Annotated in this window: 9 protein-coding genes; 3 read left to right on the forward strand and 6 right to left on the reverse strand. The window is 69.1% G+C overall.

The window, feature by feature from the left end; translation table 11 throughout:
• Positions 1–73: 73 nt before the first annotated feature.
• A complete protein-coding gene (gene murJ, locus ACZ7FF_RS10515; RefSeq protein ID WP_470811135.1) occupies positions 74–2,434 on the reverse strand; it encodes a murein biosynthesis integral membrane protein MurJ in 2,361 nt (786 codons plus the stop codon).
• A 45-nt stretch (positions 2,435–2,479) separates the two neighbouring features.
• Positions 2,480–4,846 carry a DUF6049 family protein gene (locus tag ACZ7FF_RS10520; protein WP_470811137.1) on the reverse strand — a complete coding sequence of 789 codons (2,367 nt, stop codon included), beginning with the start codon at positions 4,844–4,846 and terminating at the stop codon, positions 2,480–2,482.
• Positions 4,847–5,122: 276 nt separating this feature from the next.
• Here ACZ7FF_RS10520 and ACZ7FF_RS10525 point away from each other — a divergent pair, with 276 nt between their 5' ends.
• Positions 5,123–6,565 (forward strand): CCA tRNA nucleotidyltransferase, encoded by a 1,443-nt coding sequence (locus ACZ7FF_RS10525; RefSeq protein ID WP_470811139.1) that lies wholly within the window; start codon positions 5,123–5,125, stop codon positions 6,563–6,565.
• 74 nt (positions 6,566–6,639) lie between these two features.
• Here ACZ7FF_RS10525 and ACZ7FF_RS10530 read toward each other — a convergent pair whose 3' ends face one another.
• The 3 genes from ACZ7FF_RS10530 to ACZ7FF_RS10540 form a co-directional block, all read right to left on the reverse strand.
• Complete coding sequence (locus ACZ7FF_RS10530) at positions 6,640–7,944, reverse strand: MFS transporter (RefSeq protein ID WP_470811140.1); 1,305 nt, start codon at positions 7,942–7,944, stop codon at positions 6,640–6,642.
• A 102-nt stretch (positions 7,945–8,046) separates the two neighbouring features.
• On the reverse strand, positions 8,047–9,129 hold the full coding sequence (locus ACZ7FF_RS10535) for an inositol-3-phosphate synthase (RefSeq protein ID WP_470811142.1): 1,083 nt from the start codon (positions 9,127–9,129) through the stop codon (positions 8,047–8,049).
• A gap of 43 nt (positions 9,130–9,172) precedes the next feature.
• Positions 9,173–9,856, reverse strand: coding sequence for a PadR family transcriptional regulator (locus ACZ7FF_RS10540; RefSeq protein ID WP_470811144.1), 684 nt, complete (start codon positions 9,854–9,856; stop codon positions 9,173–9,175).
• 395 nt (positions 9,857–10,251) lie between these two features.
• Between ACZ7FF_RS10540 and ACZ7FF_RS10545 the strand changes: the two genes are divergently transcribed.
• The gene (locus ACZ7FF_RS10545; protein WP_470811146.1) at positions 10,252–12,993 is read left to right on the forward strand and encodes a transglycosylase domain-containing protein; all 2,742 of its coding nucleotides are present in this window, start codon (positions 10,252–10,254) and stop codon (positions 12,991–12,993) included.
• A 129-nt stretch (positions 12,994–13,122) separates the two neighbouring features.
• A complete protein-coding gene (locus ACZ7FF_RS10550) occupies positions 13,123–14,664 on the forward strand; it encodes a glycosyltransferase family 87 protein (protein WP_470811148.1) in 1,542 nt (513 codons plus the stop codon).
• Positions 14,665–14,785: 121 nt separating this feature from the next.
• Here the strand turns inward: ACZ7FF_RS10550 and ACZ7FF_RS10555 are convergent, their stop codons facing one another.
• A complete protein-coding gene (locus ACZ7FF_RS10555; protein ID WP_470811150.1) occupies positions 14,786–15,817 on the reverse strand; it encodes an alanine racemase in 1,032 nt (343 codons plus the stop codon).
• Positions 15,818–15,860: the final 43 nt, after the last annotated feature.

Raw genomic sequence — 15,860 nt, forward strand, 5'->3', positions numbered from 1 at the left:
TCCAATTGTGCCCACAGTCCGCCGCTATGCACGACACACAGCGGCGGACGATGGTTGTGCGCCTACCCCCGCCTCAGCGACCCAGACGCCCGCGCACCATGCCCACGAGGGAGTTGAGTTCCTCGATCCGCATCCTCCGCGCGGCGACGAAGAAGATGCCGAGCAGAGCGGCCCCGCCCACGAGCAGACCCGCGAAGGAACCGACGACTCCCTGCCCGAGAGTGTGCCCGATGCCGTACACGGCCGCGCCGCTGACCACGGCCGCCGGCACCGAGGCGATGCACAGGCGCGCGTACGTCCGCAGCACCCGGGCACCGTCCAGGTCGCCGCCCAGGCGCTTGCGCAGCCGCCGCCAGGCGACACCCACACCGATCGCGTAGGCCAGACCGTAGGCGGCGGCCATACCGGCCACCGCCCAACGGGCCGGCAGCAGGAAGTAGCAGAGCGCCGAGGCGCCCGCGTTGACCGCGGCGACGATGACGGTGTTGTAGAAGGGCGTGCGGGTGTCCTCGTAGGCGTAGAAGGCCCGCAGGACGACGTACTGCACCGAGTACGGGATGAGGCCGAGGCCGAAGGCCATCAGCATGTAGCCCATGTTGGTGGCCTCGCCGGTGCCCGAGGAGCCGAAGATCAGGGTGCACATCGGGATGCCGAGCGCCAGGAACCCGAAGGCGATGGGGACGATGGCGACGGCCGTGGTCCGCAGGCCCTGCGAGATGTCGTCACGCACGGCGCCGCGGTCGCCCTCGGCCGCCGAGCGCGAGATGCGCGGCAGCAGGGCGGCCATCAGGGACACCGTGATGATGGCCTGCGGCAGGCCCCAGATCAGCTGCGCGTTGGCGTAGGCGGCGAAGCCGGTGCCCGCGGTGCCGGAGTCCTTGCCGGCCGCGGTGGACAGCTGGGTCACGATCATGGCGCCGGCCTGGTTGGCGAGGACGAACAGCACCGTCCACTTGGCGAGCATCGCGGCCTTGCCCAGACCGTGGCCCCGCCAGTCGAACCGCAGCCGGATACGGAACCCGGTCTCACGCAGATAGGGGATCATCGCCAGCGCCTGGACGACCAGACCGAGCAGCACACCTACGCCCAGCAGGCGTTGGCCCTCCGCCGGGATGCTCGTGACCGTCATGTGCGAGTTGGCGGCCGTGCCGTAGACCCAGATGAACATGCCCAGCGTCACGATGATGACGATGTTGTTCAGGACCGGGGTCCACATCATCGCGCCGAACTTGCCCCGGGCGTTGAGGATCTGACCCATCACCACGTGGATGCCCATGAAGAAGATCGAGGGCAGGAAATAGCGGGTGAAGGTGACAGCGACGTCGTTGGCCGCGGGGTTGGTGGCGACCGGGTTGGACAGCATGCGCACCAGCAGGGGCGCCGCGAACATCGCGAGGCCGGTCAGTGCGGCCAGCGCCACCATCACGAGGGTCAGCAGCCGGTTGGCGAAGGCCTCGCCCCCGTCGTCGTCCTCCTTCATCGCCCGCACCAGCTGCGGCACGAAGACCGAGTTCAGGCCACCGCCGACAGTGAGGATGTAGATCATGGTCGGCAGCTGGTAGGCGACCTGGAAGGAGTCGCCCAGGAAGCCGAGGCCGAGCGCGGAGACGATGAGCGCCGAGCGGACGAAACCGGTCAGGCGCGACACCATGGTGCCCGCCGCCATCACGGCGCTCGACTTCAGCAGGCCGGTGGCCTTGCCGCCCTTCTTCGCCGGAGCCGCGGGCGCCAGGGGCACCTCGGGCTGGGCGGAGGCGGACGGCCCGGCGGGATCCGGGGCCGCGGCCGGGGCCGGCACGGGGGACCCCAGCGGGTTCCCGGCGGCGTACGGGGCGGACCCGTACGCCGCCTCCGCGTACGGGTTCGGGTTCTGCTGCGGGTTCTGGCCGTAGACGGGCGGGTACTGCCCCACGGGCCCCTGCCCGGCGCCCGGTCCCGCGAAGGCCGTGGGATCGACCGGCGCGTGCCCACCGCTCTGCTGCTGGTCCTTGAAGAGATGCGCGAAGGCGTCCGGCTCGTGGTACTCCTCGCCGGAGTGGGAGACCAGGTCGTCCACGCCCACGAACTGGGTGGTGCGCGGATCGTCGCCGTACGGCATGCGCTGGGCAGCACTCTCCGGCTCCGGCGCCGGGGTCTGCGCCCACACGCGCGGGTCGGGGGCGTACGGCGACCCGGCGGGCGGGGCGTACAGCGGCTGCTGCTGGTCGTAGGCGCCAGGGGGCGGCGGCGGATGCGCGGCACGGTCGTAGAGCGCCTCGGCGACCGGGTCCTGGGCGGTCAGGTCGTGCGCCCGGTAGGGGTCCTGGTCATAGGCGTCCTGGAGATACATGTCAGCCGCGTGCTGCGGCGGCACCTGGCCGGGCTCGGGCGGCGTCTCGGGGTAGCCCGAGCCGGCCGCGCCCTGGCCGCGATCACCGTCGTACGGCGCGTTCATGCCTACCCCACCTCATCGTCCCGGGCCCACCGGCCACGACATCGCTCAACGGTCCACTCTCTCACCCGTCCCGGACGGGTCGGCGCTTTCCGGTGCGGTGTCCGGCGCAGGGTCACTCGGCTGCTCCGGGTCGTCTGCCCCGGAGGTCGAGGCGGACTCCCCCGGGAGACGTCCTCCGGGGGCGTCGGGGTTCCCAGGTTCGCCGGAGTCATCCCCCGCCGCGTCCCCGCCCTCCTCGGCCTGGCGGGCGGCCGCCCGCTTGCGCTGGGTGTACATCCGGAACCCGGCCAGGACCAGCAGGAGCACGCCGCCGCCGATGACCAGCATCACCGTGGGCGTGATCTCGGTGACCTTCACGTCGAAGGTGACCGCGTCGCCGTACTCCTGGCCGTCCTCGGTGTACAGCTGGGCGATGACCATGACCCGGCCGTTGGCGTTGGCCGAGGTGGTGAACTTCACGGACTGGGCGTGCCCGCCCGCGACGTCGACACGCTGCTCCGAGTACGCCTTGCCGCCGATCTTCAGACGGGTCGGCATGGTCGAGGTGAGGCGCAGCACGAGGTGGCCGACCGGCTGGACGAGGTTGTTCTGGACGGTCACCGGGATGGTGGCGCTGCGCCCGGAGAGCTTCGTCTCGGACTTGTCGATCAGCTTGACCTGCTGGTCCAGGTCGTCGAGCCATGCCTCGACGCCGCCTAGGTAGCTGTCCGCCTCACTGCTTCGGCCACGCCAGGACGTGGACATCTCGCGGTTTATGGCCCGCCCGAACGGGGTGACCACCCGGGACTGGTCGGAGAGGATCACCTGGAAGTTGTCGAGCTCGTCCTGGGTGCGCGCGATCTGCTCGAAGGCCGACCTCGGCAGCTCCTCCCGGCGCAGCGAAGAGGGGTAGAGCGTCGTCGACGGGATGTGCGTGGTCGCGTTCGGGTCGGGCTTGTCCTTGGCCGCCGAGGTCAGATCCTGGGCCTGGGACCACGTACCGCCCTGGAGCGCCTTCAGCGCCGCCGCCATCGCCTGCGCCTGGCTCGCCGTGGGCATGCGCTGCGGGGCGACGACGATGCTGCGCTGCTTGTCCGTCTGCGCGTTGATCTCGAGGCTCTGGGCCAGGAACTGCTGCACCGCGAGCGTGGCCGAGTTCGCCTTCGTCAGGTCGCCCTCGAAGGCGGTAGAGAGCCGGGCATCGGCGACCACCGCCGTGGTGCCCCCGCCGACCGGGCGGGCGGCGGAGGGCGTGTACGGCAGTCCTCCGTTCTCCTGGAGGCTGTCGCTGCGGGCGATCACCCGGTCTGCCCCGGCCGAGGTCGCGACCTTCATGATCGACGGGTCCACGGCGCCCTCGACAGGCCACGCGTAGTCCGTGCTCGGTGTGACATGAAGCACAGTCTTGACCGTGGTCGCGGCGACGTCGGTGGCGTCCTTCAGATGACTGAGGGAGCCGGTGACGCTGGTGCCGGTGTGCGCGAGGGAGGCCAGGTCGGGGTCGCCGAAGGGCAGCGCGACGACCTCCTTGCCCACCACCGCCTTCTGCAGGCTCGCCAGCCACTGCTTGGCGACCGCCTGATGATCCTTGGGACCGGGTGTCGTGGTGCCGTTCGGGCCCTGGAGTCGGTAGTTGCCCGTGGCCATCGCGTCCACCGAGGCCAGCAGGTCCGGGTCGATCACCCAGGTGATGTCCAGGTCCTTGCCCAGATCCACCATCTGCGCGAGTCGGCCGCCCGGTGCGAGCTCCTTGGCCAGGTCGTCGTCGAGGAACACCGGGGTCTGCAGCTCGCCGGCGCCCGTCTTGGCCGTCATGTGGCCGGTGGACATCAGCGGCCACAGGAACGTCGTCTTCGTCTTGGTGTCGGCGTCGGACGGCTGCCACGGCAGGAACGTCCGCTCCATGCCCAGGACCTGGTCCCAGGGCTGTGCGGAGGTCTGGCCGGACAGCGCGACACCGAACTCGTAGACCCCGTCCTCGCCGAGGTCGAGCTTGTCCACGGGGACGGAGATGCTGAAGTGCTCGGCGATGCCCGGAGCCAGCTTGGCGAACTTCTCCTCGTACTTGCCGCCGACCTCGGGGCCGCCGCTTTGCAGGTCGTCGGCGTGCTGGGCGATGCCGTCGATGGCCGAGCGGGTGTTCAGCAGCGGGCCGACCCGCAGGCCCACGTGGGCGCCGGTGACGGGCTGCTTGCCGTTGTTGGTCACCGTGCCGGAGACGGTCAGTGTGTCGCCGTCCGCGGGGGCGTTCGGGGTGAGCGAGTCGAGGGAGACGGAGACCGGGTCCGATGAGGCGGCCTGAGCGGGCGCCGCGGCGGGCAGCTGGAGCAGTCCGGCCAGCAGAGGCGCCCCGGCGAGCAGCGCTCCGGTGCGCCGGAGCCAGCGGCGCGCAGGTGAGGCACTGGTCCCCTGGATGTCAGCCGCCTCGGCCACGCGCTCGCCCGTCCCTCGTCGTCGTCAGTGGTCGTCGGAATGTGCGTCCACGCATGGTAACGATGCGCGCTGAGCGGAAGTGCCGCGGTCTCCGCGACAAGATCGGAGGACGGTGACGCCCCGTCCTCTATATCCAGTATCGCGGGAAGAGCGACCGAACGCCGCAAGAGCGGAGCTTGCAGGGGTATGGCGACGGCTGTCCGCGCCCCTCGCCGGGGGCGGCCCGGCCCTAATGGGGGCGCTCCGGATCGCCCGGTGCACGTACCCTCTTCTGTTGTGCCGAACCCCAACGAAGACACTCCCTCCGCCCTGAGCCAGGCGCAGCAGCGCGCGGTCAGCGAGCTGCTGCGTGTGGCGCCGGTCGCCGACGACCTCGCCCGCCGATTCCAGGAGGCAGGGTTCTCCCTCGCCCTGGTCGGCGGGTCGGTGCGCGACGCGCTGCTCGGCCGGCTCGGCAACGACCTGGACTTCACCACCGACGCCCGCCCCGAGGACGTACTGAAGATCGTCCGGCCGTGGGCGGACGCCGTCTGGGAGGTGGGGATCGCCTTCGGCACCGTCGGCGCGCACAAGGGCGGCTACCAGATCGAGATCACCACCTACCGGTCGGAGGCCTACGACCGCACCTCGCGCAAGCCCGAGGTGTCGTACGGCGACTCCATCGAGGAGGACCTCGTCCGCCGTGACTTCACCGTCAACGCCATGGCCGTGGCGCTGCCGGCGAAGGAGTTCATCGACCCGCACGGCGGCCTGGAGGACCTCGCGGCCCGTGTGCTGTGTACGCCGGGCACGCCGGAGGAGTCGTTCTCGGACGATCCGCTGCGGATGATGCGGGCCGCCCGGTTCGCGGCCCAGCTGGACTTCGAGGTCGCTCCCGAGGTCGTCACCGCCATGACGGACATGGCGGGGCGAATCGAGATCGTCTCGGCGGAGCGGGTCCGGGACGAGCTGAACAAGCTGATCCTCTCCGCGCACCCGCGCAAGGGGCTGAGCCTGCTCGTCGACACCGGTCTCGCCGACCATGTGCTGCCCGAGCTGCCGGCCCTGCGTCTGGAGAGAGACGAACACCACCGGCACAAGGACGTCTACGACCACACGCTGATCGTCCTCGAGCAGGCGATCGCGCTGGAGCAGGACGGCCCCGACCTCACCCTGCGGCTGGCCGCGCTGCTGCACGACATCGGCAAGCCGCGCACCCGCCGCTTCGAGAAGGACGGCCGGGTCTCGTTCCACCACCACGAGGTGGTCGGCGCCAAGATGACCAAGAAGCGCATGACCGCCCTGAAGTACTCCAACGATCTGGTGAAGGACGTCTCACGGCTGGTCGAACTTCATCTGCGCTTCCACGGCTACGGCACCGGGGAGTGGACGGACTCGGCGGTCCGCCGCTACGTGCGTGACGGTGGGCCGCTGCTGGACCGCCTGCACAAGCTGACCCGCTCCGACTGCACCACCCGCAACAAGCGGAAGGCGACCGCGCTGTCCCGGGCCTACGACGGCCTTGAGGAGCGCATTTCCCAGCTTCAGGAGCAGGAGGAGCTGGACGCGATCCGTCCGGATCTCGACGGTAACCAGATCATGGAGATCCTGGGCGTCGGACCGGGCCCGGTCATCGGCAAGGCGTACAAGCACATGCTGGAGCTGCGGCTGGAGCACGGCCCCATGGGGCAGGACGCCGCGGTCACCGCTCTCAAGGAGTGGTGGGCCGGGCAGGGCTGAACCGATCGGGCCCTGGGTGATGTTTCACGTGAAACATCACCCAGGGGTCGCCGACAGTGCCGAGGGTCGATGTTTCACGTGAAACATCGACCCTCATTCTGTTGTGCCGCTTCCCGATGCCGCCGCTCGAAGCGCGCCATGGCCACGGCCACCGCGCCGTAGATCGCTGCGACCAGGACCACCAGCACCGTCGACCTGCCGTCTGGCGGAAGCATCACGGCCGCGACCCCGGCGGCGCCGACGAAGGCCACGTTGAAGAGCACGTCGTACACCGAAAAGATCCGCCCGCGGAAGCCGTCGTCGACGGAGGCCTGGACGATCGTGTCGGTGGCGATCTTGGCGCCCTGGGTGATCAGTCCCAGGACGAAGGCCGCCGTCAGTAGTGGCCCGGTGGCGAAGGGCAGCCCCAGAGCGGGCTCCAGGATGGTGGCCACCGCGGAGCACACCACGATCCAGCGGAGGGGCCCGAGTCGTCCCGCCGCCCAGGGCGTCACCACGGCGGCCGCGAAGAATCCCGCACCGGACAGCGCCAGTGCCAGGCCAAGCAGCCTGAGGCCTTCCTCGGTGCTGGCGGACAGGGCGTAGCGGCACAGCATCAGCAGCAGGACGAGCAGCGCGCCGTAGCAGAAGCGCATCAAGGTCATCGCGCCCAGCGCCCAGGCCGCCTCCCTGCGCTGTCGGGCGGCCAGGTGCCGGACGGCGGCGATCAGGTCGCGCGCCGTCTCGGCGAGCGCGGTACCCAGGCGCGGCTGCGCCTCCCGCCGATCGGGACCGAGGAGTGCGGGAGGCATGCTCAGGCAGGCGAGACCCGCGCACAGATAGAGAAGGGCGCCCAGCAGCACCACGGCGGCGTCGGAGCCCGACGAGAGAAGCCGCACGGCGAAGGCGAGCCCGCCGCCGGCGGTCGCGGCGAGAGTGCCGGCCGTCGGAGACAGGGAATTGGCCAGCACCAGGCGTTCGGTGTCGACCACGCGGGGCAGCGAGGCGGACAGCCCGGCGAGGATGAAGCGGTTGACGGCCGTGACGCACAGCGCGGAAACGTAGAAGAGCCAGTCCGGGACGTGGACCACCATCAGCACGGCGGTGGCCGCGGCCAGCAGGGCGCGCAGCAGATTGCCGTGGACGAAGACCTGCCGGCGCCGCCAGCGGTCCAGCAGGACGCCCGCGAAGGGGCCCACGAGCGAGTAGGGGAGCAGCAGGACCGCCATCGCCGAGGCGATCGCGGCGGCCGAGGTCTGTTTCTCCGGCGAGAAGACGACGTAGGCGGCGAGTGCGACCTGGTAGACGCCGTCGGCGCCCTGGGACAGCAGGCGTACGTAGAGAAGGCGCCGGAAGAACCGCAGGCGCAACAGGACACGCAGGTCACGGACCACGGACATGAGTCAAAGCTTCACATATGCGGAAGGTCCCCGGGTCGGGAAACCCGGGGACCTTCACAGCCCTGGCAGGAGCGCTCTCGTGCGACCGAGGCCTTGGGCGCCTTAGCGCTCGACCTCGCCGCGGATGAACTTCTCGACGTTCTCGCGGGCCTCGTCGTCGAAGTACTGGACCGGCGGGGACTTCATGAAGTACGAGGAGGCGGAGAGGATCGGGCCGCCGATGCCGCGGTCCTTGGCGATCTTCGCGGCGCGCAGGGCGTCGATGATGACACCCGCGGAGTTCGGGGAGTCCCAGACCTCGAGCTTGTACTCGAGGTTCAGCGGAACGTCACCGAAGGCGCGGCCCTCAAGACGGACGTAGGCCCACTTGCGGTCGTCGAGCCAGGCCACGTAGTCGGACGGGCCGATGTGGACGTTCTTCTCGCCGAGGTCCCGGTCGGGGATCTGGGAGGTGACGGCCTGCGTCTTGGAGATCTTCTTGGACTCGAGGCGCTCGCGCTCGAGCATGTTCTTGAAGTCCATGTTGCCGCCGACGTTCAGCTGCATCGTGCGGTCCAGGATGACACCGCGGTCCTCGAACAGCTTCGCCATGACGCGGTGCGTGATGGTGGCGCCGACCTGGGACTTGATGTCGTCACCGACGATCGGCACGCCGGCCTCGGTGAACTTGTCCGCCCACTCCTTGGTGCCGGCGATGAAGACCGGGAGGGCGTTGACGAAGGCGACCTTGGCATCGATGGCGCACTGGGCGTAGAACTTCGCCGCGTCCTCGGAGCCCACGGGCAGGTAGCAGACGAGAACGTCGACCTGCTTGTCCTTCAGGATCTGGACGACGTCGACCGGCTCGGCCTCGGACTCCTCGATGGTCTGGCGGTAGTACTTGCCGAGGCCGTCGAGGGTGTGGCCGCGCTGCACGGTGACACCGGTGTTGGGCACGTCGCAGATCTTGATGGTGTTGTTCTCGGAGGCGCCGATCGCGTCCGCGAGGTCGAGGCCGACCTTCTTGGCGTCCACGTCGAACGCGGCGACGAACTCGACGTCGCTCACGTGGTAGTCACCGAACTGCACGTGCATGAGGCCGGGGACCTTCGACGCCGGGTCGGCGTCCTTGTAGTACTCGACTCCCTGCACCAGCGACGCTGCGCAGTTGCCCACGCCGACGACGGCTACGCGAACCGAACCCATTCCGGTTGCTCCCTGTGTGTACGAGTGAGGCCCTTACTGGGACTCACGTGGCGGTGTCGCCGGGCGTATCCGTCCGCGGGGTGTCCCCGGGACGGGGCAGGACGCCCGTCGATCCAGTGGTGGTGTCCTGCTGAGCGGACCCCCCGGAAACGGAACCCTTCAGGTCCCGCCCGGCCCGCTCGCTCTCGATGAGCTCGTTCAGCCAGCGCACTTCGCGCTCCACGGACTCCATTCCGTGGCGCTGGAGCTCAAGCGTGTAGTCGTCCAGGCGCTCCCGCGTACGCGCCAGGGAAGCGCGCATCTTCTCCAGGCGCTCCTCCAGGCGGCTGCGCCGGCCCTCCAGCACGCGCATGCGCACATCGCGCGAGGTCTGCCCGAAGAAGGCGAACCGTGCGGCGAAGTGCTCGTCCTCGTACGCGTCGGGACCGGTCTGCGAGAGCAGCTCCTCGAAGTGCTCCTTACCGTCCGCCGTCAGCCGGTAGACGATCTTGGCGCGGCGTCCGGCGAGCGGAGCGGCGAGGGCGTCCTCGTGGGTGCTTCCCGGCTCCTCGATCAACCAGCCGTTGGCGACCAGCGTCTTGAGGCAGGGATAGAGAGTCCCGTAGCTGAACGCCCGGAACACACCCAGTGACGTATTGAGTCGCTTACGAAGCTCGTACCCGTGCATCGGGGACTCGCGCAGCAGGCCGAGCACGGCGAACTCGAGGATGCCGGAACGTCGGCTCATCGTCGCCTCCCCTCGGTCCCGCGGGGCCTCCCGCAGGTCTCGTAGTGCCTCTCAGCGTCTTTATCTCGCGCTGATGTATCGACTCGATACATCATGACGATAGAACGGCCTCCCCCGCGCGACAAGAGGGACGATCGTGAACGGGATCACATCACCGATTCGTAGGAGGCAACTTGCCTGTTTTGGGGTGAACTTCAGTGCTCGGCAGGTTTTGGCGGTGCGTAGTCTGTGCGGCATGCGAAGCACCGGGAACCAAGTGATGCCTGGGGCGCGTCGTCGTCCTCGGTGCAGTACGGGTGAATGCAGGACCGACCACATCCGTACTTCGGGGGGACCGGAAACCAGCCGCCGTTCCAGGCGCGCAAGGGTGCGCCTGCCCGAGGAGTAATCGTTCGATGAGCGAGCACCGTCGCAAACCGCCGCCGCCGCAGGGAGGCGGACGTGCCGCGGGCCGACGCGGCCAGCCCGGCTCGTCCCCCGGCCGCCGCGCGGCACCGCGAGGCGCCAGCGGATCGCCTGCCGACTCCTATGGATCGGATTCTGGCTCCTACAGGTCGGGATCCGGTGGATCCGGCTCTTATGGGCCGGGTTCCCAGGAGTCGAGGGGCCACGGTCCCGGAGACGAGGCGCGGTCGCCCGGCGGCCGTGCCGAAGCCAGACGAGCGGCCCAGAGAGCCGGTGGCGGCCGCCGTCGGGCGCCCGGTCCCAGTGGCCCGACCGGACCCGGTCGCGGCCGAGGGCGCACGGCCCCGCCCGGCAAGAAGCGGTTCATCGACTACCCCCGCGCTGAGAAGTTCGGATGGGGCCGCTGGGTGCCGTCCTGGAAGCTCGTGACGGGCATGTTCATCGGCTTCCTCGGAAGCCTGGTGGCCGTGGCGGGCATCGGGTACGCGATGGTAAGCGTGCCCAACGTGGCGCAGACCGCTACAGCGCAGAACAACGTCTACTACTGGTCCGACAAGTCCGTGATGGTCGCCACCGGTGGTGAGATCAACCGCCAGATCATCAACTACTCGGACATCCCCAAGGAGATGCGCTACGCGGTCATCTCGCAGGAGAACAAGACCTTCGAGACCGACAGCGGCGTGGACCCGTCGGGCATCGCGCGCGCGGTCCTCAACATGGCCCGGGGCGGTCAGACGCAGGGTGGTTCCACGATCACCCAGCAGTACGTCAAGAACGCCATGCTCGACGACCAGTCACAGACGATCTCCAGGAAGTTCAAGGAGATCTTCGTCGCGATCAAGGTGGGTGCCACGGTGCCCAAGCCCGAGATCATGGCGGGCTATCTGAACTCGGCCTACTTCGGCCGGGGCGCCTACGGCCTGCAGGCGGCGTCGCGTGCCTACTTCAACAAGGACGCGAAGCAGCTGAACGCGGGCGAGTGCGCCTTTCTGGCTGCGATGCTGAAGGGCGCCACGTACTACGACCCGGCGGGTGCGACCTCGCTCGACCCGGCCGCCACCCCGGACGCGAACAAGAAGCGCGCGCTGGCGCAGATGCAGGACACCCTCGACAAGATGGTCAAGTACGGCCATCTGAGCGCCGCGGACCGGGCCAAGTTCACCTCCCTGCCGAATTGGCAGAACCCGCGGTCCAACAGTCGGCTCAGCGGCCAGATCGGCTACCTGGTCGACCTTGCCAAGTCCTACCTGGTCAACAACAGCAAGACGACCGGGATCACCGCGGACAAGCTGCAGCATGGCGGGTACCGGATCTACACGACCTTCGACAAGAAGAAGGTCAAGGCGCTCGAGACCGCGGTCACGAACGTCCAGAAGGCGAACATCAAGCCCAAGCTGCGGCCGAAGACCGACACCCACGTCCAGTTCGGCGGCGCCTCGGTGGATCCGACGTCGGGTGCCATCAAGGCCATCTACGGCGGTGAGGACGCGACCAAGCACTTCACCGACAACGCCGACTCGACGGGCGCCCAGGTGGGTTCGACGTTCAAGCCCTTCGTGCTGGCGGCAGCCATGAAGTGGGGCGTGCGAAACCCGGACCTGGGGCCCGAGCAGGCGCAGGACGAGCGAACGGTCGCCTCGCCCAAGAGTCTGTACAGCGGCCAGAACAAGCTCAAGATCCTCAACTACGACGGGTCGGTCTGGACGGACAAGAACGGCAAGGAGTGGCTCCAGACGAACGACGGCAATGAGTCCGTCGGCAGCCCGCCCAAGTACAAGATCGACCTCCGTGAGGCGATGCGGCTCTCGGTGAACTCCGCCTATGTCCAGCTCGGCATGGACGTCGGCCTGGACAAGGTCAAACAGACGGCGCTGGACGCGGGCATTCTGGAGGGCAGCCTCGCCAGCTCCAACTACCCGTCGTTCTCGATCGGTACCTCGGACCCGAGTGCGATCCGTATGGCCGGCGCCTATTCCACCTTCGCCGACAGCGGCAAGCAGAACGACCCGTACTCGGTCGAACGCGTCGAGAGTAAGGACGGGACCGTCTTCAGGCACACGGCGGCGCCGAAGGACGTCTTCGACCCGAACGTGGCGAACAACGTCACCGACGTCCTGAAGACGGTGGTCGACAAGGGAACGGGTACCAACGCCCAGCTGCCGGGCCGCGAGGTCGCCGGTAAGACCGGTACCACCGACGGCAACAAGTCGGCCTGGTTCGTCGGGTACACCCCGCAGCTGTCCACCGCGATCAGCATGTTCCGCCTGGACGACAACGCGAACAACAAGGCGCGCACGTTCCTGGAGATGTACGGAACCGGTGGTCAGGAGAAGATCCACGGTGCCTCGTTCCCGGCCGAGATCTGGCACGACTACATGGCCGAGGCGCTGAAGAACGCGCCGGTGCAGAGCTTCCCGACGCCCGATCCCATCGGCAAGGTGCTCAACGCCGAGCCGAGCCCGACGCCGACTCCGTCGGTCACCCAGAGCCAGACGACGAGCCCGTCGCCGACTCCGTCGCCGAGCAACACCTCGCCGTCTCCGAGTCCGTCGATCACCAACACCTGCGGCTTCTTCGGCTGCAACGGCAATGGTGGCAACGGAAACGGCGGCAACGGCAACGGAGGCACGGACGGAGGCCCCACGCCGACACCGACGATCACCGAGTCGACAGGCGGCGGCACCACCCGGGGCAACGGCAACGGCGGCTTCTTCGGAGGTGGGAACGGCTAGTCCGGCGCCCTGACCGGTTGACGGTCTTTTCGCCCGACAAGGGTGTTTCACGTGAAACACGGGCCGCCGCACCCGCGAGGTGCGGCGGCCCTCGGCGTTTTCCTAGACAGGTACGGCAGGATGTGGCACATGCCCAGTGCAGAGATGACGCCCGCGAGCATGCACGAGCCCGAGTCCGGGCGGCCCGCCGCGGCAGATCCGGTGCGGCCGACCAGGGAGGACGAGGTCGCCGCGGCCGGCAGTGAGCTGATCGGCGGTCCCATCGGGCGACGTGCCCTGCTCGGGACGTCCTGGTGGACGCCCGTCCGGATCGTCGCGCTCGTGGCGATCGGCATGTTCGCCCTCGGCCTGGTCCAGAAGGCGCCGTGCTACCACAGCGCCTGGTTCTTCGGTGCCAGCTCCCAGTACACCAAGGCGTGCTATTCGGACATTCCGCACCTCTATCAGGGCCGTGGCTTCGCCGACCACCTCGTGCCGTACTTCGACAGGCTCCCGGACAACCTCTCCGGCGGCATGAGCTACCTCGAATACCCGGTGCTGACCGGAGTGTTCATGGAGGTGGCGTCCTGGCTGACGCCGCACAGCGGCTCGATCCAGTCCCAGGAGCAGTGGTACTGGTTCGTCAACGCCGCGCTGCTGCTGGTGTGCACGGCCGTCATCGCCGTCTGCGTGGCCCGCACCCATCGCCGGCGTCCCTGGGACGGCCTGCTGGTCGCCCTGGCGCCCGCCTTCGTGCTGACTGCCACCATCAACTGGGACCTGCTGGCGGTGGCGCTCACGGCCGCCGCGATGCTGATGTGGTCCCGGAGCCGCCCGGTCGCCTTCGGCGTCCTCCTGGGGCTCGCCACGGCCGCCAAGCTCTATCCCGTCTTCCTGCTCGGCCCGCTGCTCGTGCTGTGCTGGCGCGCCGGCCGATGGCGGGAGTACTGGCAGGCCGTGGCCGGCGCGGTGGTCGCATGGATCCTGGTGAACCTGCCGGTGATGCTGTTCGCCTTCCACGGCTGGTCGAAGTTCTACACGTTCAGCCACGACCGTGGCGTCGACTTCGGCTCCTTCTGGCTGATCTGGGCGCAGAACTCCACCAACCCGCCCAGCACCGACTTCGTCAACACCTCCGCCTCGGTGCTGGTGGTGCTGGCCTTCCTCGGCATCGCGGCGCTGACGTTCACCGCCCCGCGCCGGCCGCGCTTCGCCCAGCTGGCCTTCCTGATGGTGGCGGCCTTCATCCTCACCAACAAGGTCTACTCGCCGCAGTACGTGCTGTGGCTGGTGCCGCTGGCGGTGCTGGCCCGGCCCAAGTGGCGGGACTTCCTGATCTGGCAGGCGTGCGAGGTGGCGTACTTCCTCGGCGTCTGGATGTACCTCGCCTACACGACCAGCGGAGACGCCCACAAGGGCCTGCCGACGCACGGCTACCACTGGTCGATCGTGCTGCATCTGCTGGGCACGCTGTACCTGTGCGCCGTCGTCGTACGGGACATCCTGATGCCGGAGCGGGACGTGGTGCGCCGGTCCGGCGACGACGATCCCTCGGGCGGGGTGCTCGACGGGGCGGAGGACGCCTTCGTGCTCGGCGCGGCGGCCCACCCCCCGAAGCACGCCGCCCACGACGCGCCCCAGGTGGACTGGGGCAGGCCGGAACGAGTGCCTCAGCGCGACGGTTCGCTCTGAGCGAACACCCTTCCGGGGGACCGCATTCCGGTGCCGTTCAGGCATGAAGAAGGCCGTACACGGCGTTCCGTGTACGGCCTTCTCGCCGTCCCGGGCGGGCGCCCGCCGGGTCGAACCGGTGTCAGCGGTCCACGAGACGGTCGAACTGCGTGGTGGTGTGCCGCAGATGGGCCACCAGTTCGTCACCGACGTGCGGCTCCGGGGCGTCCGAGGGCACGAAGAGGATCGACACCTGCATGTGCGGCGGCTCGGCGAACCAGCGCTGCTTGCCGCCCCAGACGAACGGAGAAAGGTTCCGGTTGACCGTGGCCAGGCCGGCCCGCGCCACGCCCTTGGCGCGCGGCATGACGCCGTGCAGGGCCTTCGGGGCCTCCAGACCCACTCCGTGCGACGTACCGCCCGCCACGACCACCAGGAAGCCGTCGGAGGCCGCCTTCTGCTGCCGGTAGCCGAACCGGTCGCCCTTGGCCACGCGGGTGACGTCCAGGACGGCACCGCGGTACTCGGTGGCCTCGTGGTCTCCCAGCCACAGCCGCGTGCCGATGCGGGCCCGGAACCGGGTCTGCGGGAACTGCTGCTGGAGCCGCGCGAGATCGTCCGCCTTGAGGTGGCTGACGAACATCGTGTGCAGCGGCAGCCGGGCCGCGCGCAGCCGGTCCATCCAGCCGATGACCTCCTCGACGGCGTCCGAGCCGTCGGTGCGGTCCAGCGGCAGGTGGATGGCGAAGCCCTCCAGCCGGACGTTCTCTATGGCCTGGTGCAGCTGCGGCAGGTCCTGCTCGCTGATGCCGTGCCGCTTCATCGAGGACATCACCTCGATGACGACACGGGCGCCGACGAGGCCGTACACGCCGTCGACCGAGGACACCGAGCGGACGACCCGGTCGGGCAGCGGAACGGGCTCCTCCCCGCGCCGGTAGGGCGTCAGTACCAGCAGGTCGCCGCCGAAGTAGTCCTTGATGCGCGCGGCCTCGTACGTCGTGCCGACGGCGAGCAGGTCCGAACCGAGCCGCGTGGCCTCCTCGGACAGTCGTTCGTGCCCGAAACCGTAGCCGTTGCCCTTGCAGACCGGGACCAGGCCCGGGAACTGCTCCTGCACGTGCTTGTGGTGCGCCCGCCAGCGCGCGGTGTCGACGTAGAGCGTGAGCGCCATGGCCGGACCCGGACCCTTTCTCGTGGCTGAGGTGTATCAGGGG

The organism is Streptomyces sp. NPDC037126, assembly GCF_055605965.1.